General features: G+C 66.3%; 14 protein-coding genes, 1 tRNA gene and 1 pseudogene. 8 read left to right on the top strand and 8 right to left on the bottom strand.

Annotated features, from left to right (window positions below; translation table 11 throughout):
* Window positions 1-320 precede the first annotated feature (320 nt).
* Together CN97_RS20395 and CN97_RS17040 are read left to right on the top strand one after the other, a co-directional pair.
* Window positions 321-1,071 (top strand): annotated as a pseudogene (locus tag CN97_RS20395) (IS5 family transposase).
* Window positions 1,072-1,346: 275 nt separating this feature from the next.
* Window positions 1,347-1,697 carry a DUF2794 domain-containing protein gene (locus CN97_RS17040; protein ID WP_035713953.1) on the top strand — a complete coding sequence of 117 codons (351 nt, stop codon included), beginning with the start codon at window positions 1,347-1,349 and terminating at the stop codon, window positions 1,695-1,697.
* 3 nt (window positions 1,698-1,700) lie between these two features.
* Here CN97_RS17040 and pbpC read toward each other — a convergent pair whose 3' ends face one another.
* Both pbpC and CN97_RS17030 read right to left on the bottom strand, forming a co-directional pair.
* The gene (gene pbpC, locus CN97_RS17035; RefSeq protein ID WP_051911370.1) at window positions 1,701-3,737 is read right to left on the bottom strand and encodes a penicillin-binding protein 1C; all 2,037 of its coding nucleotides are present in this window, start codon (window positions 3,735-3,737) and stop codon (window positions 1,701-1,703) included.
* Window positions 3,737-9,163 (bottom strand): alpha-2-macroglobulin family protein, encoded by a 5,427-nt coding sequence (locus CN97_RS17030; protein WP_051911368.1) that lies wholly within the window; start codon window positions 9,161-9,163, stop codon window positions 3,737-3,739. Before CN97_RS17030 ends, pbpC begins: the two co-directional genes overlap by 1 nt.
* Before the next feature lie 490 nt (window positions 9,164-9,653).
* On the opposite strand from CN97_RS17030, the gene CN97_RS17025 reads away from it, so the two are divergent.
* The gene (locus tag CN97_RS17025) at window positions 9,654-10,958 is read left to right on the top strand and encodes a dicarboxylate/amino acid:cation symporter (protein WP_051911366.1); all 1,305 of its coding nucleotides are present in this window, start codon (window positions 9,654-9,656) and stop codon (window positions 10,956-10,958) included.
* 10 nt (window positions 10,959-10,968) lie between these two features.
* On the opposite strand, the gene CN97_RS17020 is transcribed toward CN97_RS17025, so the two are convergent.
* A complete protein-coding gene (locus CN97_RS17020) occupies window positions 10,969-11,808 on the bottom strand; it encodes an aldo/keto reductase (protein ID WP_035713991.1) in 840 nt (279 codons plus the stop codon).
* A 103-nt stretch (window positions 11,809-11,911) separates the two neighbouring features.
* Between CN97_RS17020 and xth the strand changes: the two genes are divergently transcribed.
* Complete coding sequence (xth, locus tag CN97_RS17015) at window positions 11,912-12,691, top strand: exodeoxyribonuclease III (RefSeq protein WP_035713950.1); 780 nt, start codon at window positions 11,912-11,914, stop codon at window positions 12,689-12,691.
* Window positions 12,692-12,747: 56 nt separating this feature from the next.
* Window positions 12,748-12,824 (top strand) — tRNA-Arg (locus CN97_RS17010).
* Between the two features lie 14 nt (window positions 12,825-12,838).
* Here the strand turns inward: CN97_RS17010 and CN97_RS21555 are convergent.
* From CN97_RS21555 to glmU, 4 genes are all read right to left on the bottom strand, one after another.
* Complete coding sequence (locus CN97_RS21555) at window positions 12,839-13,189, bottom strand: hypothetical protein (protein ID WP_423221708.1); 351 nt, start codon at window positions 13,187-13,189, stop codon at window positions 12,839-12,841.
* Window positions 13,189-13,383 (bottom strand): hypothetical protein, encoded by a 195-nt coding sequence (locus CN97_RS17005; protein WP_035713947.1) that lies wholly within the window; start codon window positions 13,381-13,383, stop codon window positions 13,189-13,191. The genes CN97_RS21555 and CN97_RS17005 overlap by 1 nt, the downstream gene beginning before the upstream one ends.
* Window positions 13,384-14,351: 968 nt before the next feature.
* The gene (gene glmS / locus CN97_RS17000; RefSeq protein ID WP_035713944.1) at window positions 14,352-16,169 is read right to left on the bottom strand and encodes a glutamine--fructose-6-phosphate transaminase (isomerizing); all 1,818 of its coding nucleotides are present in this window, start codon (window positions 16,167-16,169) and stop codon (window positions 14,352-14,354) included.
* 1 nt (window position 16,170) lies between these two features.
* Complete coding sequence (glmU, locus tag CN97_RS16995; protein ID WP_035713941.1) at window positions 16,171-17,520, bottom strand: bifunctional UDP-N-acetylglucosamine diphosphorylase/glucosamine-1-phosphate N-acetyltransferase GlmU; 1,350 nt, start codon at window positions 17,518-17,520, stop codon at window positions 16,171-16,173.
* A gap of 105 nt (window positions 17,521-17,625) precedes the next feature.
* On the opposite strand from glmU, the gene CN97_RS16990 reads away from it, so the two are divergent.
* Both CN97_RS16990 and CN97_RS16985 read left to right on the top strand, forming a co-directional pair.
* The gene (locus tag CN97_RS16990) at window positions 17,626-18,294 is read left to right on the top strand and encodes an HAD-IA family hydrolase (protein ID WP_035713938.1); all 669 of its coding nucleotides are present in this window, start codon (window positions 17,626-17,628) and stop codon (window positions 18,292-18,294) included.
* A gap of 98 nt (window positions 18,295-18,392) precedes the next feature.
* Window positions 18,393-18,584, top strand: a complete 192-nt coding sequence (locus tag CN97_RS16985) for a con-10 family general stress protein (RefSeq protein WP_035713935.1) — start codon at window positions 18,393-18,395, stop codon at window positions 18,582-18,584.
* 69 nt (window positions 18,585-18,653) lie between these two features.
* On the opposite strand, the gene CN97_RS16980 is transcribed toward CN97_RS16985, so the two are convergent.
* Window positions 18,654-19,097 (bottom strand): CreA family protein, encoded by a 444-nt coding sequence (locus tag CN97_RS16980; protein WP_035713989.1) that lies wholly within the window; start codon window positions 19,095-19,097, stop codon window positions 18,654-18,656.
* A gap of 98 nt (window positions 19,098-19,195) precedes the next feature.
* Here CN97_RS16980 and CN97_RS16975 point away from each other — a divergent pair, with 98 nt between their 5' ends.
* On the top strand, window positions 19,196-20,359 hold the full coding sequence (locus CN97_RS16975; protein ID WP_035713933.1) for an isovaleryl-CoA dehydrogenase: 1,164 nt from the start codon (window positions 19,196-19,198) through the stop codon (window positions 20,357-20,359).
* Window positions 20,360-20,369 lie beyond the last annotated feature (10 nt).

Raw genomic sequence — 20,369 nt, 5'->3', positions numbered from 1 at the left:
AGACCATGCCGTCCGGCAGCGTGAGCCGCCCGTCTCCCTGCCGCCGGTCGGCGACGAAGGCCGCCGTCATCCTGCTATGGGATGCCCTCCCGGCCTCATCCTAACCGCCTGCGGAGCGCGTTCACGGGCGATCGTCAGCATGTTTGGATTATGGCCTCCCTCCACGCGCCAGCGGAGCGCGACCCGCGTGTCATGGTGAAGTCCGGCGAGGCTGAGAGGCCGTCTTCGACGCACTCCCTTAGGGTCTATACTCAATTAGCCTGTTGATTATGTGATGAACACCTGATTCAATGCGCTCTGTCATGCGTGGGAGGTGGGCGATGTCGGCAGGATTTTGGCTTTCGGACCGGGCGTGGGAGGCAATTGCACCGCTGTTGCCGACCAACCAGCCGGGAGCGCGGCGGGTGGATGACCGCCGGGTTATCAGCGGGATCATCCATGTGTTGCGGATTGGGTGCCGCTGGGAGGATTGCCCGCCTGACTACGGCCCCGCTACGACGATCTACAACCGGTTCAACCGATGGAGCCGCCGGGGCCTCTGGGGTCGCATCTTCGCCACCCTTGCGGCGCAAGCGGAACTGCCCGACGACCTCAGTATCGACAGCACCGCCGTGCGCGCCCACCGTTCGGCACACGGCGGAAAAGGGGGGCGAAAATTCAGGCCATCGGGCGCTCGCGTGGGGGTCCAACCACCAAAATCCATGCCCTGACAGATGGTTGCGGGCGCGCGGTTGCCTTCACGCTCAGCCCCGGAAACCATGCCGACATCTCCGAAGCCCCCGCGCTCCTAGATAAATGCCCCACGCCCGCCTTCTGGCCGACAAGGGCTATGACGCCAATAGCCTGCGCGACCGCTTGGCCGCGGACAAAACCGAAGCCGTCATCCCCTCAACAAGATCACGAAAAAACCCCATCCCCTACGATGCCGAGGCGTATCGCGACAGAAATCTGATTGAGCGTGCCTTCTGTCGGCTGAAGGACTGGCGACGCATAGCGACCCGCTACGACAAGCTGGCCATCAACTTCGCTTCAGCCGTCGCAATCGCAGCCGTCATCATCTGGTGGACTTGATTGAGTCTGGAACCTAGTGCTTCCCGTCCGCGAGGTGCAGTTCCCCTCGCCATCGGGCGTGAGAGCGGGAGCATCAGATCTGCGCAGCGTGCTTTTGCAGGGTCTTCCCCGATGCCGGGGGTAGAGATAGACCCCGGTCCTCGGGTCGAAGCGGTCGCAAAGAGCGGGATTTCCCCGGCCCCGTCGCCGCAGACCCTCAGGGGGGTGACATCGTTCTTTCACGCCTGTCCATGACAGCGCTTGATTTGCGACAGTTTCCGACACACCTTTCCAGAATGACGGCGCAGATCCCTCCCTTTCCGACCGGCCAGCCCAGCTTCATACCGGAGCAGGTGAGTTTCGACCGGATGGAGCTTGGCACGATCCTGTCGCTCTACGGGCGCATGGTGGCGGCGGGTGAATGGCGCGATTACGGGCTGTCCTTCCTACGCGAGGTCGCGGTGTTTTCCGTATTTCGACGCACGGCTGAGCATCCGCTCTACCGTATCGAGAAACGGCCCCGCCTGCGGGGGCGGCAAGGCATGTATGCCGTGATCGGCATGGACGGGCAGATCCTGAAGCGGGGCCACGATCTGCGCCAGGTTTTGCAGGTTTTGGAACGCAAGCTCATTCGCGCGGTGGAGTGACCCTCAGCGCGGCACGCTGAACGTCACTGCCGCAGATCTCCCCTGACCGTCGATCACCGACAGCCGGAACGTTCCGGGGCCATCCAGCGGCAACAGCAACTCGCGCCCGCTCCGCTGCTTCACGATCGGCCTGCCGTCCCAGAGCCATGTGAACGGGGGCTGACCGCGTTCCACCCGTGCGGCGACATGGCCGTCCAGCGGTTCCACCACGGCGCCTTCCGGCGGGAAGACGACGACGGGCCCTTCACGCCGCGCGGCCTGAGGCGGGCGAAACCGTTGAAGCGGCGGCGGCAGATCCGCGGTCGGCAGCAGCAGCGTCGCCGGCGGCGGCGGAGGGAGCGGGTCCAACTGCGATTTCATGAGAGAGAAGGCCTCAAACAGCACGGGTGCCGCGAACTCTCCCCCGAAGGCACCGGGAACAGGCGTGCCATCCGGCCTGCCCATCCAGACCGCGATCACGGTGCGCCCGTCATAGCCGATGGCCCAGGCATCGCGATGCCCGTAGGAGGTGCCGGTCTTGTAGGCCAGCCGGTTCGCGGGAGCGCCGGGCGGCGGCGCAAGGCCGGAAAGGATGTCGCCCACCTGCCATGCGGCCTGCGGGCTGAGCACGGGTTGCAGCGTCCCTGCCTGTCCGGGGAGGGCGGAAAGGCGGATCGCCGTGCCGCCGCGGGCCAGCCCGGCATAGAGCTGCGCCATGTCCTCCAGCGAAAGCCCGATCCCGCCAAGCGCGATCGCCAGACCCGGCTCCGTTCCGGCAAAGTCCGGTTCCAGCCCCGCGCGCTTCAGAGCGGCGAGGAGACGGGCGGGGCCAAGCGCCTCTGTCAGCGCGACGGCGGGAATGTTCAGCGACATCTGCAACGCCTCGCGCGCGCGAACGGTGCCGTGAAACTGCCGGTCGAAGTTCTGGGGGGCGTAATTGCCGAAGCGTGTGGGCTGGTCCTCCATCAGGGTTTCGGGATGGGCCAGACCTGCGTCGAAGGCCAACCCGTAGATCAGCGGCTTGAGCGTGGAGCCGGGGGAGCGGGCGGCGAGCGTCATGTCGATGTAGCCCTGCCGCCCCTCCGCGCCAAAGGCGGCGGCTCCGACGGAGGAGAGAATCTCGCCCGTGCCATGATCGGCGATCAGGATAGCCGCGGATACCCTGTCGCCGCGCGGTGCGACGGCACGGGCGGCAAGGCTCTCCATCGCGATCTGTAGGGGTGCGTCGATGGTCAGGCGCAGCGGGGAAATACCGGGAGCCGCCGCGACCATGCGGTCAGCCAGATGGGGCGCATGGGCGGGGAAGGGTAGCCGCACCGACGGAACGGCCGCGGCGAGCGCCTCCCTCAACGCGCCAGGCGTGAGCAATCCGGCCGCAGCGGCCCGACGGAGAACATTGTCCCGTCCGGTGCGGGCGGCTTCGGGGTTGCGGTCGGGGCGGCGGAGGGTGGGCGCCTGCGGAAGCGCCACCAGCAGCGCGGATTCCGCGGCGGTCAGGCGGCGCGGTTCCTTGCCGAAATAGGTGAGCGAGGCCGCGCGCACCCCCTCGATATTGCCCCCGAACGGCGCGAGGTCGAGGTAGAGGCTCATGATCTCCGCCTTGCTCAACCGCCGCTCCAGCGCGAGCGCGACACGCATCTGACGGAACTTGCCCGGCCATGCGCCCGTGCCGCTGTTCTCCAGAAGTCGGGCGACCTGCATGGTGAGCGTCGAGCCACCGGACACGATGCGGCCCGCGCGGAGAGACTCCGTCCCCGCCCGGATCAGCGCACGGAGGTCCACGCCAGAATGGTGATCGAACCGTTTGTCCTCGAAACTGCGCAGCATCGCGAGATAGGCCGGATCCACCTCTGCCGCGCTGGCGGAGAGCCGCCATATGCCGTCTGCGACCGTGTAGGGACGCAGGAGCGTGCCATCCCGCGCGACGACTTCCACCCCTGTGGCGACGGTCAGTGGCGGTAGTTCCGTCCCGTCGATCCAGCCGTCGAACGCATCCCGCCCGCCAGCGGAAAGGCCCGCAGTCACCACGAGGGCGACGATCAGCCGGGCCAGCGGTTTCATCAGGGGGCGACCTCGATCGTGCCGCTGTCCGTCACGGCGCGGTAGTCGGGCCGGTACATGTCGGCCACGCTGGCGGCGGGATGATGATAGCGGCCCGGCGTCACGGCCCGAAGGATATAGGCAAGGCGCAGCACCTCCACCCCGTCGCTGTCGACCTGCGCGACGAAGCGGTCCTCCCGGAACTCTGCATGGGCGACGGTCTCCGTCGGTTGCAGCCAGTCCAGCTGTGAGAGATCGCCTGCGCGCAGGAGGTTCGGGTTGTCGATCTCCAGCCCGCCGGGCAGGGGGTCGTCTATGACGAGGCGCGCGGGCACCGTTTCGGTCGGCGTCACCTCGATCACTGCGACCAGACGTGTTCCGGGGGCAAGCGGGCCGTTGACCGGCTCTCCGGAGAGAGTGGTGTAGCGGCGGGTGATCGCATAACCTTGGCCACCCGCGGGCTCCGCCACCGCGGGGACGCCGAAGGTGGTGAGGGTGAGCAGGCTCGCCGTGCCGCCGTTGTTGCTGACGGTGACGGGCGTGGCTGCCTCATCGTCGGACAGCGCCTGAACAGCGCTGCCGGCGACAGGAGCGCCGTTGACGGTGATGTCGCCAGAGGTCTCCGCCGAGAGCGCGTGGGCGGCCAGCAAGGTCCATGCCGCCTCCTGCGTGGAGGCGGTGCCGGTCGCATCCTCTCCCAGTCTTGCGACGATCCGGTCGAGCGGCGCTGCGCGGCTGCCGGCCTCGGCCGCAAGCGCGACCATCCCCGCCGCGTCGCGACGGTCCGAGCCATAGTCATCCCGCCCGGTACGGTTGCCAGGGGCGCCAAGCCGCTCCAGCGCCATCTCGCCCGCCTGAGCGAAGAGGCGGTCCGCGCGGGACTGGTCGCCGGTGGTGGCCAATGCCGCGCCAAGCTGCGCTGCCGCAAGCGGCGTGTCGAAGGCCGCTGCTTTTACATCAGCATAATAGCGCAGGTCATCCACCGGCGCCCGGCCGGCGCGGGTCAGAACGAGCATCGCATAGGCCCATGGCCCGCCCCGCGCATCGAAATCGGGTGCAAAGGAAAGCTGGTTGCGCAGGTTGTCGAGCGCGCTGGTCAACGCGCGTTCCGGTACGGCGCCGCCCTGCTCCTTCGTGCGGAGCAAGACATCGGTCGCATAAGCATCGAGCCAGAGATCCCCCGATCCGGCCTGCCACAGACCGAAAGAGCCGTTGGCCGACTGGTTCGCGAGGATCCGGGCAACGGCCTGCCGGGCCGCATCCTCGGCAGGTGGCAGTCCCATCTGCGAGAGCGTCTCGGTGAAGTAAAGCAGCGGCAGCAGGCGGGAGGCCGTCTGCTCCGTGCAGGCATAAGGATAATCGGCCAGAAGCTTCAGCAACCCCGGCACATCGAGCCGGGCCTGCGGTCCCGCCGCGAGAGTGGCGCTTCCCGTACCGGGAACGTAATTGGCAAAGACATCGCGGTCGAAGCGGAGCGTCTGGCCCGGATCGAGGGCGATGCGGCGCGTCTCGCTGACCGGCGGGTCGTTGCGGCGGACGGGGATCGCCACCTCCTGCGAGAGAGTACGGCCGTCCGGGGTCGTGAGGGCCACGTTGATCCGTGCCCAGCCCTGCTCTGAGGCGGAGAAGGGCAGCGTCACCTCGGCCGTGCCGCCTTCGGCCAGTTCGATCCCTTCCGGTACCAGGGAAGAGAGCGTCAGCCCGCTGGCCGTGACGCTGAGAGGCATGTGTCCCGCCGCCCCCGCCGCATGGGTGAAGCGGAGAAGCAGCCGGCTCTCATCTCCCGGGGCCAGCACGCGCGCGGCGCTGGCTTCCACCACAACGGGGTCACGCACAGTGACATCTGCCGTAGCCTGCCCGACACCGCTCTCCGACCAGATCACCGCCATGAGCCGCACCGTGCCGTTGAACGCGGGCAGATCGAAGCCGGTCCGCACGACGCCATCCTCAACCGGGAGCGGGCCGGAGAAGAAAGAAACCGGCGCAGCAGCGGGCGGCTCTCCCTGCAGGCGCGCCTGTGCGCCCGCATCGCCGCCCGACCGTATGGTGCCAAGCGCGCCGCTCAACCCGTCTATCAGGCGGCCGTAGATATCGCGGATCCCGACGCCCAGCCGCTGCTGCCCGAAGTAGTGCCCCTCCGGATCGGGGGGTGTGAACCCGGTAAGGTTCAGGATGCCAAGATCGACCGCGGCAATGGTGGCGTAGGTGCCGGGCGCCGCGCCATCCACCCGCAGAACCGCCTCCATCGGGCCACGGGGGTCGGCGCTGGCGGGCATGTCGAAGCGCGCGAGGATCCGCTTCTCTCCCGGTGCGATGGCGGCATGGGCCAGCCCCATTGCACGGGCCGGATTGTGTCCCGCCGCCCGGTCCAGCGGGCGGAGGAGCGAGGCCGTCACATAGGCGCCGGTGCCCCAGTCCTCCGTCACGGCGAGATCGACCACAGCACCGCCCGCAGGCACGGTGACGACCCGGCTCGCGATCACCCGGTTGGCCAGCACGGTCACCAGCGCCTGCCCGCCTTCGCGGGAGGAGATGCGGAAATGCGCGGTTTCGCCGGGATTGTAGACATCCCGATCCAGCGAGACTTCCAGCCGGTCGGGGGTGCCGCTGCCCTCTGTCGCGCCGTACCAGCCTGCGTCGAAGCCGATGGAGGTTCCTACCGGCGTGCCATCTGCCGCCTCCACCCGCAGCTCGTAATGGCCCCAGTCCACACGGGGAGCAAGGACGAGCGGGGCATCCGCGGGGATCTGTGCCTCTCCCTGCGCCACCTCGGCGCGCGTGGTCACCGGCTGCCAGTTCCATGCGCTGTCGAGGTTGAACCACTGGTAGCGCGTCTCCACCCGTTCCAGAGTCCATCGGACGGGCAGGGCTGCGCGGGTGAGCGCGGGATCCAGCGCGATGACATCGTACCGGGCCTCGCCGCCTTCGGGCACTGGGCCTTCGGTGGCGGGCCTGATGCCGATGACCGGCGTTCCGGGCAGGACGGGCGCGACCGTCCGCCGCTCGACCGGGCGCCCGGAGCCTTCCGCGACGCGCAGGACGACCTCCGCCTCCAATGGCCGGGCAGGGGGCAAGTCGACCGGCGGCAGGGTGAGGGTGAGCGGCAGGGTTCCGTCCGGCCCGGTGCGAAGACCGGAGGGGAGCGGCGCCATCCGCGGTGCGAACGGGTCATCCTGCAGGCCGAAGCGATAGCCTGGCCAATCGGCAAGCGACGCTGCCGCCCGGAGCCGCACCTCCCCCTCAACCGCCAGATCGGGGGCGGGCGGTCCGAAAAGATAGCGTGCGGCCACGCGCCCCTCCGCCACCGCGCCAAGCCGGAGCGGAGCCTGGCCAAGCGTCAGTGCCACGTCGATCCGCTCGGGCAGGAAATCCTCGACGAGGAAGGTCCGGCTGGTCAGCGGGCGATCCGCCTCGGCCAGAATGTCGATCCGCCACAGCCCGCGCGCGGCGTCCGGGCCGAGAGGGGCCGCCCAGACATGCCCTCCGGCGCCCTGATCTGTGCCGGTCTGCCGCATATACTCGACCCCGTCGGGGCGCGTCAGGCGGAGGGTGAGCGGCAGACCGGTCTCCGCCGCCGCCCTGTCGTTCCGCGCGAGCGCGGTGACATTCACCGTCTCGCCGGGCCGGTAGACGCCCCTGTCCGTCGTCAGGAACACGTCGATCGGCGGCGGCGCTTCCCGCCCCGCGACCCCCCTGTCCGACAGATCGAATTCCGGCTCCGTCAGCGACAGGAACGAAAGATCCTCCCCGCGCCGGAGCGTGAGAAGCGCCGGGGCCCCCGCGCCTGCTCCGCGCAGCAGGGGCAGGGCAAAGGCGGCGCGGCCCGTGTCATCCGTCTCCGCTGCCGCGAGCACCGCATTGCCCTGCGAGATGAGCGAGACCTGCGCCCCGGCCAGCGGCTCCGCCGTCCCGAGGCTCTGTGCAAAGACAGTCAGCCCGTCCGCGCCGGTCATGGTGGTCACACCGATATCGCTTATGACGAACCATTGCTGCGGCCGGGACGCGTCACTGTCCCCGGCATCCGCAACGGCCGCGCGAAGGACGTAGACGCCCGGTTCCAGCGGCCCCGCTGCGGCGAGCGGCAGGCGGGTGGTGATCTCCCGGTTCAGGGGCGAGGGCACCTCCGCCGTGCCCCGCCAGATCTCCTGGGCAAGCTGCGCGTCGAAATCCTCGATCCGCCAGGGGGGCAACGGGGTCGCAAACAGCTGCTCCTGCATCGCGCGGACGAGCGCCCTGTCGCTGACCCGGGAAAGGACGAGGTCGAGCCGGCCCGCATTGACCGTCGTGACCGGAAGCGCCACCTCTCCCGTCCGGGGCAGCACATAGGCCCGGCCCGGAAACCATGCGGCGGGGCTGCGGTCGCGTACATAGGCGGTGAGCGGCGTATCGGCGCGGAGCACTTCGCCCCGGGCGGAGGGCAGGCCCCGCCGGAACGTCAGTGTGTAACGCTCGCCATGCCGGACGCCGCCGATGCAGAGCTGCTGGCCCGCAGCCTCCACCGACAGCGCGGGATCGGGCAGGCGCACGAAGGGAGCATAATCCACCCCGGCGGGCGCCAGCGGCTCGGAAAAGACGGCGCAGATCCGTGGCCGGTCGGTGGCCGTGTCGATCTGCGTATCGGTAAGGCGGAAGCCGTATTTGCCGATGGCTTCGTCTAGGGCCGCGGCGGTTTCGGGGCGCGCGTCCAGCGTTTGCGCCAGCCTGAGCGCAGGGATCATGTCACGTCCCCGGCCCATCGGCTCCAGCGTCGCGGCGAGTTCCGTCAGCGATGCGGCGCGGGCGGAAGGGGTTTCCGCCCGCAAGTAGGCGTTGATCGCAGCGGAGAGAGCCTCCTGCAAACCACCCCAGCGATCTTCCGCCTCCGGGACAAGCGCGGCGCGGCGGGTCAGCAGGGCGTAGCGGGTCCAGTCCCCGCTGTCGTCGGTGAGCGTGATGCCCTGCGCGGCAAGGTCGGCAGCCGCCTGCCACTGACCTGCAGCGCGCGCGGCCTCGGCCTCTTCCCGCAATGTGGGGAGCGCGCGCCCCTCCGCCGGGTGGCGGGCGGCGAAAGCGGCGGCGAGCGACCGTGCCTGGGTCAGATCATCCGGTGTGAGGAATGCCGCAAGCTCCGTCGTCCGCGCAGCGCCCCGGTTTCGCTCGGCGCCGGAAAGGGCGATGACCGGGCCTGAGATCGCGCCGGAGTAGGGGGAGGCCGTGCCCGCGACGGACTTCGGGAAACAGGCGCCTGAACGCGCGTTGAAGGTCATGGCCACGCAGCGCGTCTCAGCCAGGCAGGCGCGGATGCAGGCGTCGAGCGTGGTGCCGAAAATCTGACGGATATCGCCGCCCGGAATATCCTGCCCGCTGGTGAGCGCTACACGCCGTTCCGGCACCACATCCTGTGCGGGCAGGACGGACGCGCCCGCCAGGACACCCAGCGCCGCGAGAAGGCCGATAGACAAACGCATGACACTTCTCCGTTGCCGCCAAGGCGCTTTGCTGGGCGAAGGCTCCGGGCCGCGCACCCATGAGTGCAGGATAGGGGAAGCCGCAGGCGTGGCAACCACAGCAGCACCCTTCGGTGCAGATTCCCCCTTTCCTGTGCTGTCGCCATCTTCCGGACTGCTGCCCGTGATCGGCCCGCACGGCAGCCGACCATTCCACATCCAGGGCTGGCATTCCGTTACCCCGAGAACGCTCGGCGGCCGGTTGTCTGGATGCAGGATCGCAGGACGCGGCCTGTTCAGGAAGTGCGATCAACGGGAAGTTATGGGCCTCGGGCTGTCGGCGGCTTCGGGCTGTCGGCGGTCGAACGGGGGGCGGTGTCCGAGGATCCGGCCTATCTGAGCCAGAATTCCGATACCGGGCGGCGCATGTGCGGGGAGCTTCTGCCGCCCCAGCTTGGCCTTTGCCACCCGCGCGATACTTATGTGGAGGAGCCCGCGGCGGGGGAAACACATGGCCGGAGTGACGAAGCCCTCAGGGGCGGCAGCTGGGGCAGGGCAAAAGTCCGACGGGAGGAGCCACCTGGCGCTCTGGATCGTGGCGGCTCTGGTTCTGGGGGTCGCCGTCGGCGGCTGGTGCCATGCGCAGGCGGCGGACCCGGAAATTGCTGAACGCATCGCGGGGCGGTTCGGCATCGTGACGACCATCTTCCTGCGGCTCATCAAGATGATCATCGCACCGCTTGTCCTTTCAACCATCGTGTCGGGCATCGCGAGCCTTGGTGATGCGAAGGCGGTGGGAGGTTTGGCGCTTCGGGCCATGGGCTGGTTCGTCACGGCGTCGCTCGTTTCCCTGCTGATCGGCCTGGTGATGGCGAATATCGTGCGTCCGGGGGCGGGCCTGAACCTGTCCATGCCGGCGGGCGCGGCGGGCGTCGAAACGAATACGCTGAGCCTCGCGCAGTTCTTCACCCACGTCTTCCCCGACAGCATCGTGGCGGCGATGTCGGAAAACGAGGTGCTCCAGATCCTCGTGTTCTCGGTGTTCTTCGGTCTTGCCGTGGGGGCGCTGCCGCGGGAGCGGTCCGCGCCGATAATCGCGCTTGCCGATGCCGTCGCCGCGGCGATGTTCATGGTCACGGGCTATGTCATGCGCCTTGCGCCGCTGGCCGTTTTTGCTGCCATGGCGGCTGTGGTGACGGTGCAGGGGCTGGGCGTGCTGATCGACTATGGCCGGTTCATCGGCGGGTTCTACCTCGGCCTGCTGCTGCTCTGGGCCTGTCTGATCGGGGCGGGCTGGCTGTTTCTGGGGGCGAGCGTGTTCCACCTGCTGTCGCTGTTGCGGGAGCCAATGCTCGTCGCCTTCTCGACCGCCTCGAGCGAGGCGGCCTATCCCAAGACAGTGAGCCAGCTCGAGGCGTTCGGGGTGAGCGGGCGGGTGACCGGCTTTGTCCTGCCGCTCGGCTATTCCTTCAATCTCGACGGCTCGATGATGTACCAGACCTTCGCCGCGCTGTTCATTGCCCAAGCCTACGGGATCGACATGACCCTTGAACAACAGGTCATCATGCTTCTGGTGATGATGGTCGCATCGAAGGGCATTGCCGGGGTGCCGAGGGCGTCGCTGGTGGTTGTTGCCGCGGTATCGCCCATGTTCGGCCTTCCGGCGGAGGGCGTGCTGCTCATTCTCGGGATCGACCAGATCCTCGACATGGGCCGGACCGCCACCAACGTGATCGGCAACGGCCTTGCCACAGCGACGGTCGCCCGTTGGCAGGGCGAACTCTCACCGCCGGAGAGCGGAGACCGCACGACGTGACCGCCAAAGGTCAGATCATCTCCAGCGGGGTCCGGTGGGTGGGCGGCGGGAACAGCTTGTCGAGAAAGGTCCGTGTCTCCTCGTCCAGCCTGACATCAAGGGCGCCCGCGTTGTCTTCGACATGCGCGACGCTACCGGCCTTGGGGATGGGAATGACGCCTGGCCGTTCCAGCAACCATGCCAACGCCAGACGGGCGGGAGAGAGCGAAAGTCCTTCGGCGAGCAACGCGAATTCCGGATGACTGAGAAGCCGCCCCTGTTCGATCGGGCTGTAGGCCATTGCCGGTATCCCGCGGGAGGACATCCACGGCAGCAGGTTCCACTCCACCCCGCGCCGCGTGAGATTGTAGAGCACCTGATTGGTTTGGCAGCCGAAACCATCCGCCGCCGACAGCTCCTCCATGTCATCGGTATCGAGATTGCTGACCCCCCAGTTTCGGATCAACCCGTCCCGTTTCAGCCGCTCCATCGCGACCACAGTCTCTCCCAATGGCACGTTTCCCCGCCAGTGAAGCAGGTAGAGGTCCAGCCGGTCTGTCCCGAGCCGCCTGAGGCTTCGGCGACAGGCATCCGGCAGTCTGGCTTCCGAAGCATTCTGGGGATAGGCCTTGGAGACGAGAAACACCTCCTCCCGCCGACCGCGGATCGCCTCGCCGACCATCTCCTCCGACGCGCCGTCGCCATACATTTCGGCCGTGTCGATCAGCGTAAGACCGAGGTCCAACCCTCTCCGCAGCGTGGCGATCTCCTCCGCCCGGCGGGAGGGGTCTTCGCCCATCATCCACGTGCCCTGTCCCAGCGGAGGGGTGATCGCTTCCCCGTCGGGGAGGCGTACGTCGCGTTCGTTCATTTTCGTCTCCTTCTGCCCCAGAACAATGCGCGTCGTCCCGTTAAGGTCCATCTTCTTGGCCTTCGGCGGCGGGAAGGATACAACGTGACGCCGGAGGTGCCGCATGAAGATCGCAAGTTTCAACATCAACGGGGTTCGCGCACGAATCGAGGCCCTCACTGCCTGGCTTGGCGAGGCGCGGCCCGACGTCGTCGTCCTGCAGGAGATCAAGACCGTCGACGAGAGTTTCCCGCGAGAAGCGATCGAGGATATGGGCTACAACGTGGAAACCCATGGTCAGAAGGGCTTCAACGGTGTGGCGATCCTGTCGAAGTACCCGCTTGAGGATGTGACCCGCGGCTTGCCTGGCGACGAGAGCGACGAGCAGGCCCGGTGGATGGAGGCGACGGTGGTGGCGACGCGGCCCGTGCGGGTCTGTGGGCTCTACCTGCCAAATGGCAATCCCGCACCAGGGCCGAAATACGATTACAAGCTCGCCTGGATGCAGCGGCTGGAGGCGCGGGCGCGCCATCTGCTGACCCTGGAGGATCCGGCGGTGCTGGCGGGCGACTACAATGTCATCCCCGAACCGCGCGACGCCAAGCGCCCGGAAGCCTGGGTGAAGGACGCGCTGTTCCTGCCAGAGACACGCGGGGCCTTCCGCAAGCTGCTGGCGCTCGGCTACACGGATGCTTTCCGGGCGCGAAATCAATCCGCTGGGCAGTATACCTTCTGGGACTATCAGGCGGGTGCCTGGAACCGCGATGACGGTATCCGCATAGACCACATGTTGCTCACTCCCCAGGCCGCCGATCTGCTGTCCGATTGCCGGATCGACAAGCAGGTCAGGGCGGGGGACAAGCCCTCCGACCATGTACCGATCTGGATCGAGCTGGATGCCTAATGGCACAAAACCCGTTGCACCCGCCTCGGAGGCCGGTTAAGAGACGCACCAGACACGCACCCGTAGCTCAGCTGGATAGAGTGCTGCCCTCCGAAGGCAGAGGTCACAGGTTCGAATCCTGTCGGGTGCGCCAATAAAATCAAGCAGTTAGATGACGCGCTTGATGAGATGAATATCCTGCAGTGAGCATACAGTGAGCGGTCGGAGGGAAATCGTTTCCCGCGCTGCTCGCAGAATCGAATGGCCGCGCCTCGCCCGAAGGAGGGCCGGGTCTGCGCGGCTGCCGGGGTTTTCCCACTCACCGGCGAACGAGGACGCTTTGGCGAATGTCGAACGCCGGGCGTGCCCTGCCTTACCCGAACACGGCGTCGAACATCGCAGGTGACAGCGGCCCGGACGGGCGGGTCGGGGTCGCGGGCGTGGCGAGCTTCGTTCCACAGGCGTCGCGTCCATCGCCGTGACAAAATCGACATGCCGCGGCTCAAGCGGAACTCGCATCAGCCGGGCCCATGCCTCGATCTCCGAGAATCGGATCGCTCCAGCCCGGCGCTGCCGTAGCTGCGGGCGGAGAGGGCGACGAAGGCCTGCCAGAGACCGAACCCGGCCTCAGGCGGGGTGATCCGGTCCGCGATCCGGTCCCCCGCCACGGCGCGGCGCACGGCAGCGCAGAGTTGCTCGCGAAGCCGTTCCATCAGCGCACCCGCGGATTGCTGGAAGCCGGTCCATCAGCGCACCCGCGGATTGCTGGAAGCCGGTCCATCAGCGCACCCGCGGATTGCTGGACGTGATCTTATGGACGAGCGTCGGGAGCGCATCCATCACCTGAGCGACGCCCTGCGCTGAGCCGATCATTCTGGCTGGTGTCGGGCCGGGGATGATCAATTTGATACTTGAACAATTGAGTTCTCGACTGCCCGATCTGAACATGCTCCCCCGGCTTTTTCTCGTCGTACGCGTGTATTTGTCCAAACATTTTGCGACCGTTGATCGGTGATCTATCTGCCGATAGGTTTGATATCGTTGGACTTCCGAGGGGACGCATTCGCTGATTGGTGGCCATCGACGGGGATCAGCCGATCGCCTACCCCAACTTACACCGCTTCACGCCAGTATCTGAACCAGCACCCGGCACCCTACAACTGCAACGGCTTCATGTCGTGCGCGAACAGGAGAACAAGGGTGTTACTGATCGCCTTACCTCTGCAAACGGCTGCCTCGGCCGGTGTGCCAGAGGCCGCTCTTGCCGTTCTCCATCATAATGGACGCGCGAAACGCCTCTAACCGGCGGAAGGTCCATCATCACGGTATGCGAGAGATATGCTGCTGGGCGGCGCAATCGACACGAACCGTCCGGGCGGTCTATGGGGTCTCTCTGATGCAGAAGGTCAGCGAACGGTCAACAAGGGCGATCTGATCCGCCGCGATGCACCCACCGTATAGCTAGCCGCCGTCGGGCGTCTTTCCCGAGCCGGATGGCGTTCCGTCGCGAGCACCCGGACTGCCTCCGCTTCGTTCAAAGTCTGGCCGTTCCCCGCCGCGAACGCCTGTTAGCGGGGTGGGACGGGACCGCTAGAAGGCAGAACAGGTTTCTAACCCCTCAGTGACGGATCATGCAGACCATAATGCTTTGCCTACGGACGCCGCTGGCCTGAAGCCGCCTCTATTCCACCGTCACCGATTTAGCCAGGTTGCGCGGCTGATCTACGTCAGTGCCTTTCGCGACCGCGGTATGGTATGCGATGAGCTGCGCTGGTACGGCGTAGAGGATCGGCGCAAAGGGGGCGGCCACTTCGGGCATGTGTATTGTGGAGGCGACGCCCGGACCCGCTTCATGGATGCCCTGATGGTCGGAAATGAGCAGCACCTTGCCCTTCCGCGCCATCACTTCCTGCATGTTGGAAACGGTTTTGTCGAAGAGCGCATCGCGCGGGGCCATGACGATCACCGGCATGGTTTCATCAATCAGGGCTATAGGACCATGCTTTAGTTCGCCTGCCGCGTAACCTTCGGCATGTATATAGCTGATTTCCTTAAGTTTTAACGCTCCCTCCAAAGCTAGCGGGAACATCGGACCGCGCCCGATGAAGAGCGCGTCTTTGGCTTCGGAGAGCTGACGGGCCAACCGCTCGATCTGATCGGACTGGCCAATGGCGGTGTTGAGCAGACCGGGCAGGCTGCGGAGCACCGCGATATGGTCGCGCAGTTCCTCGGGAGAGATGCGGCCCCGATCAACGCCCGCGCGCAGGGCAAGCAGGGCGAGGATCAGAAGCTGGCACGTGAATGCTTTGGTCGAGGCCACGCCGATCTCTATCCCGGCGAGGATCGGCAAAGCACCATCGGCCTCCCGTGCGATGGTGGAGGTGGCGACGTTCACGATACCCACCGTCTGCGCAACCTGACCCTGCGCATGGCGCAGCGCCGCGAGCGTATCGGCAGTCTCCCCCGACTGGCTGACGAAGAAGGCCAGCGATCGGGGCGACAGCACCGGCTCGCGATAGCGGAATTCCGACGCAAAGTCGGTATCCACCGGAAGGCCCGCAAGCTGTTCGAACCAGTACTTCGCAACCTGACAGGCGATATAGGCAGTGCCGCAGGCGGACATCGTCACCCGATCCGCGCTGGCGAAGTCTATGTCGATGGGCAGTACGATTTCCCCATCGGCATTGATGTAGTGCGAGAGCGCATCGCCCAGCACGACCGGCTGCTCCGCGATCTCCTTGGCCATGAAATGCTTGTAGCCAGCCTTTTCGATCCGCGCGGCATCCATGCGGATCGTCTCCATCTTGCGGTTGGCGCGACGCCCTGCCGCATCATAGATCACGGCACCGGAGCGGCGGATCACCGCGCGGTCTCCCTCTTCTAGATAGGTGATCCGGTCGGTCATCGGCGCGAGGGCGATGGCGTCCGATCCCACGAACATCTCGCTGTCGCCATGCCCGATCGCGAGGGGTGACCCCTTGCGGGCGACGATCATCAGATCCTCCTCGCCGTCGAACAGGAATCCCAGAGCAAAGGCCCCCTCCAGCCGCGCCACCGTCGCGGCGGTAGCGGCGTCGGCGTCCATGCCGGTTTCCATGTAGCTGCGGGTGAGGGTGGCGACGATCTCCGTATCCGTGTCGGAATCGAAGCTGTAGCCCTGCTCCTCCAGCTCCGCCTTCAGCGGGCGGAAGTTCTCGATGATGCCGTTGTGAACGACCGCGACACCGCCAGAGACGTGCGGATGCGCGTTGCGGACGGAGGGCGCGCCATGGGTGGCCCAGCGGGTATGGCCGATGCCCGACTTGCCGGCCAGCGGCTCATGCACCAGCAGGTCCGACAGGTGGACGAGCTTGCCCGTCGCCCGCCGCCGGTCAAGATGGCCGTGGTTGATCGTGGCGATTCCAGCGCTGTCATAACCGCGGTACTCGAGCCGCCGCAGCGCCTCCACCAGCATGGGGGCGACTTCGTGATGGCCCAGAACGCCGACGATACCACACATGTCAGTTGCCTCCCTTGGCGCGCTTCGCGGCGCGGAGTCGTTCAAAGAACCGCAGGGCGAAGCCGGGCTTCACCTCCTGCTTGGCGCGGGCGACGCCAAGGGCGCCTGCCGGAATATCCGAGGTGATGACGGAGCCGGTCGCGGTCATCGCATCGTCGCCGATCCGCACGGGGGCGACCAGCATGGTATCCGATCCGATGAAGACCCGCGCACCGATCTCCGTCCGATGCTTGTTCACGCCGTCATAGTTGCAGGTGATGGTGCCTGCGCCGATATTCGTTTCCTCGCCCACGCTCGCATCCCCGATATAGGTGAGGTGGTTGACCTTCGCCCCCTGCGCGATGGTGGCGTTCTTGATTTCGACGAAGTTGCCGACATGCACCCCTTCGGCCAGTTCCGCGCCGGGGCGGAGCCGGGCGAAAGGCCCGACCGTCGCGCCTTCCGAGACATGGCATCCTTCGAGATGCGAAAAACCCCTGATGCGCGCGCCGGATTCGACCGTGACACCGGGCGCGAAGATCACGTTGGGTTCCACCACGGTGTCGCGGCCAATGGCGGTGTCCCAGGAGAAGTGCACCGTCGCCGGATCAATCAGGGTCACCCCGTTCTCCGCCGCTTCCGCCCGGGCACGCTCCTGGAAGGCGGCCTCCGCCGTGGCGAGTTGGGCACGGGTGTTCACGCCCATCGTCTCCACCTCCGCACAGGTGACAGCGGTGGCGGACAGCCCCTGCGCCCGGCCGAGGGCCACGATATCGGTCAGGTAGTATTCGCCCGCCGCATTTTCGTTGCCGACCTCGGAAACGAGCCGCATCAGCGTGGCGGCATCGGCGCAGAGCACGCCGCTGTTGCACAGCCCGATCCGCCGTTCGCTCTCCGTCGCATCCTTGTACTCCACGATGCGGATAAGGGTGTCGCCCTCCATCACCAGCCGGCCGTAGCGTCCGGGATCCGCCGCCTCGAAGCCCAGCACGACGATATCGTGCTGCTTCCGCGCGGCCAGCATCTCCTCCAGCGTTTCGGCCCGGATGAAGGGCGTGTCACCGTAGAGAACGATGGCATTGCCCGCAAAGGCCTCCAGCATCGGCGCGGCCTGCAACACCGCGTGGGCGGTGCCAAGCTGTTCGGCCTGCTCCACGGTGCGGACGCGCTCGTCGAACCCCTCCGCAACGCCGGCAACCGCGGCCCCGCCATGGCCGGTCACGACCACCGTGCGCTCCGGTTCCAGCGGCGCCGCAGAGAGCAGCGCATGAACCACAAGCGGCGCGCCCCCCACTTCGTGCAGAACCTTGGGCAGGTCCGAGTTCATTCGCGTTCCCTGACCCGCTGCCAGAACGATGAGTGCCGTCGCCATACGTCTGATCTTCCCTTCCTGTCGCGCCCGTTTTACCGAGAGCCTCGTCTGCCGCAAGAGCGCGGGCCATCACATGAATTTACGGGACGTTTCAAGGAGCGGCGAATGCGGACGGTGATCTTTGATCTGGATGGAACCCTGGCGGACACCTCTGCCGATCTGATCGCCGCGGCCAATGCCTGTTTTCAGGCGCGCGGGGAGGGGACACCGCTCGACCCCGAAGTGGATGCCGGAACGGCTTTCGCGGGTGGACGCGCGATGCTCCGGCTAGGGCTTTCGCGGCTGGGACGGGAGTGGAGCGAGGCGGATGTTGACGCGGATTTTCCCTTGCTGCTCAAGGCCTATGCCGAGGATATCGACCGTCACACCCGCCTCTATCCCGGCGCGGTGGAGGCCGTGGAAGCGCTCCGCCAGAGGGGGGACAGGGTGGGCATCTGCACCAACAAGCCCGAGGCGCTGGCGGAGACACTTCTTGCCCGCCTCGGCGTGCGTGGGTTGTTCCAGTCGCTGATCGGCGCAGATACGCTTGCCAGCCGCAAACCCGACCCGGAACCCTATCGGCAATCCGTTCTGCGCGCGGGTGGGGATGTCAGTCGCTCGCTTCTCGTCGGGGATACGGTGACGGATCGGAACACGGCGCGGGCCGCGGGCGTGCCTGTCGTGCTTGTCACCTTCGGCCCCGAGGGCCCCGGTATTGCCCGGCTTGAGCCGGATGCCCTGCTGGGTGACTATGCCGACCTGCCGGAGATGGTGGAGCGTATCCTGCCGATGTGAGCTATTTTTCGCGAGCGCTCCAGCGGTCAGGAACATCGCCGCGCGTCTGCTGTTGTTATTGTGCCAGTCAGACTGGCGAGGAGTTGGAGGAACTCACAATGGCAACCAATCAACATGGCTCGTCCGACAAGGACAAGAAGAGCGGCCAGATGAAGCAGGACATGGACCACAACAAGGGTGGTCAGCAAGGCGGCTCTAAGTCGTCTAATCCGGGAAACTTCGCCAATGATCGCGAACGCGCGTCGGAAGCGGGGCGGAAGGGCGGCGAATCCTCGCACGGGAAGAGCTGATCCGAAAGGTTGCAAGAAAGGCCGGCCGGGCATACCGGCCGGCGTTCTCATGTGCGCGGCAGCGATGTCTCAGTCCAGCGGAACGGTGGAGATCGCCATTTTGGCGGACCCCTCCACGACCTGATCGCCATGCGAGACATAGATCAGCGTGCGATGCGCCTCATCATATATCCGGCGCACCTTCAGCGACTTGAAGATGATTGAACGCCGCTCGCTGAAGACTTCCTCTCCCTTTGGTCCCTTTTCGATATCGCCCAGCGTCACCGGCCCTACCTTGGCGCAGGAGATGGCGGAGTTCGACGGATCCTCAAACCAGTTCCCCTGGCGCAGACGGTCTATCGTCGAGCGGCTGAAATAGGCGACATGGCAGGTCACGCCCTGCACCTTCGGGTCGTCGATCGCTTCAACCACCACATCATTTCCCATCCAGTCCACCCCGATGCGACCGACCTCCTCGGCAGAGACGGCGGTCGTCGTGAGCAACATTGAAAGGACGATAACGATAGGGCGCATCTTGGTCTCCATCTCGGCCCGATCATTTGCGCGATTGACCGGGTGCGAGGCCAGCGATATTTATTGAACACACGTTCAATTCCGGGGAGGGAATCGGGATGTTCATGGCGTCGATGCGCTTCGATCTGGGCGAGGATATCGAAGTACTGCGCGAGGCGGTTCACCGCTGGGCGCAGGAACGGCTGAAGCCGATGGCGGCAGAGATCGACCGCACGAACGACTTTCCCGCCCCGCTGTGGAAGGAACTGGGCGACCTCGGCGTGCTGGGCATCACCGTGCCGGAGGAATATGGCGGAGCGGGGATGGGATATCTCGCCCATGTCATCGCGGTGGAGGAGATCGCGCGGGCATCCGCCAGCGTCTCGCTGTCCTATGGTGCCCATTCCAACCTCTGCGTGAACCAGATCAAGCTGAACGGGACGGAGGAGCAGAAGCGGAAATACCTGCCAAAGCTCATCTCCGGCGAACATGTCGGCGCGCTGGCCATGTCGGAGGCGGGCGCGGGTTCCGACGTGGTGTCGATGAAGCTGAAGGCGGACAAGCGGAACGGCTACTACGTCCTGAACGGGACGAAATACTGGATCACCAACGGGCCGGATGCCGACACGCTGGTCGTCTATGCCAAGACCGATCCCGACGCCGGCTCCAAGGGCATGACCGCATTTCTGATCGAGAAATCCATGACCGGGTTTTCCACGTCGAAGCATTTCGACAAGCTTGGCATGCGCGGCTCGAACACGGCGGAACTGGTGTTCGAGAATGTCGAAGTGCCGTTCGAGAATGTTCTGGGCGGTGAGGGCAAGGGCGTCCGGGTGCTGATGTCGGGGCTGGATTACGAACGGGTGGTCCTGTCTGGTATCGGTACCGGGATCATGGCCGCCTGCCTGGACGAGGTGATGCCCTATCTGCACGAACGCCGGCAGTTCGGGCAGAAGATCGGGGATTTTCAGCTCATGCAGGGCAAGATCGCCGACATGTACACCGCCATGAACACCGCGCGCGCCTATGTCTATGAGGTGGCGAAGGCCTGCGACCGCGGTGAGGTGACACGGCAGGACGCCGCGGCCTGCGTGCTCTACGCCTCCGAGCAGGCGCAGGTGCAGGCGCATCAGGCGGTGCAGGCCTTCGGCGGCGCCGGGTTCCTGAACGACAGCGTGGTGAGCCGCCTGTTCCGCGATGCGAAGCTCATGGAGATCGGGGCGGGCACCAGCGAAATCCGTCGTATGCTCATCGGGCGGGAACTGATGTCGGTCACGGCCTGAGGAGGGCGCC

It is taken from the genome of Haematobacter massiliensis (assembly GCF_000740795.1).
Classification (GTDB): Bacteria; Pseudomonadota; Alphaproteobacteria; order Rhodobacterales; family Rhodobacteraceae; genus Haematobacter; species Haematobacter massiliensis.
The sequence above is the reverse complement of the archived record's forward strand: the minus strand, read 5'-3'. Positions and strand labels throughout refer to the sequence as shown.

Bases quoted from the DNA above. Each gene is read 5' to 3' on its own strand.
- CN97_RS16975 (WP_035713933.1), top strand. From the start codon at position 19,196: ATGTTCATGGCGTCGATGCGCTTCGATCTGGGCGAGGATATCGAAGTA.
- pbpC (WP_051911370.1), bottom strand. From the start codon at position 3,737: ATGAAACCGCTGGCCCGGCTGATCGTCGCCCTCGTGGTGACTGCGGGC.
- CN97_RS17020 (WP_035713991.1), bottom strand. From the start codon at position 11,808: ATGAACGAACGCGACGTACGCCTCCCCGACGGGGAAGCGATCACCCCT.
- CN97_RS16990 (WP_035713938.1), top strand. From the start codon at position 17,626: ATGCGGACGGTGATCTTTGATCTGGATGGAACCCTGGCGGACACCTCT.
- CN97_RS17040 (WP_035713953.1), top strand. From the start codon at position 1,347: ATGACGGCGCAGATCCCTCCCTTTCCGACCGGCCAGCCCAGCTTCATA.
- CN97_RS17005 (WP_035713947.1), bottom strand. From the start codon at position 13,383: ATGGAACGGCTTCGCGAGCAACTCTGCGCTGCCGTGCGCCGCGCCGTG.
- glmS (WP_035713944.1), bottom strand. From the start codon at position 16,169: ATGTGTGGTATCGTCGGCGTTCTGGGCCATCACGAAGTCGCCCCCATG.
- CN97_RS16980 (WP_035713989.1), bottom strand. From the start codon at position 19,097: ATGCGCCCTATCGTTATCGTCCTTTCAATGTTGCTCACGACGACCGCC.
- glmU (WP_035713941.1), bottom strand. From the start codon at position 17,520: ATGGCGACGGCACTCATCGTTCTGGCAGCGGGTCAGGGAACGCGAATG.
- CN97_RS21555 (WP_423221708.1), bottom strand. From the start codon at position 13,189: ATGCGAGTTCCGCTTGAGCCGCGGCATGTCGATTTTGTCACGGCGATG.
- CN97_RS16985 (WP_035713935.1), top strand. From the start codon at position 18,393: ATGGCAACCAATCAACATGGCTCGTCCGACAAGGACAAGAAGAGCGGC.
- xth (WP_035713950.1), top strand. From the start codon at position 11,912: ATGAAGATCGCAAGTTTCAACATCAACGGGGTTCGCGCACGAATCGAG.
- CN97_RS17030 (WP_051911368.1), bottom strand. From the start codon at position 9,163: ATGCGTTTGTCTATCGGCCTTCTCGCGGCGCTGGGTGTCCTGGCGGGC.
- CN97_RS17025 (WP_051911366.1), top strand. From the start codon at position 9,654: ATGGCCGGAGTGACGAAGCCCTCAGGGGCGGCAGCTGGGGCAGGGCAA.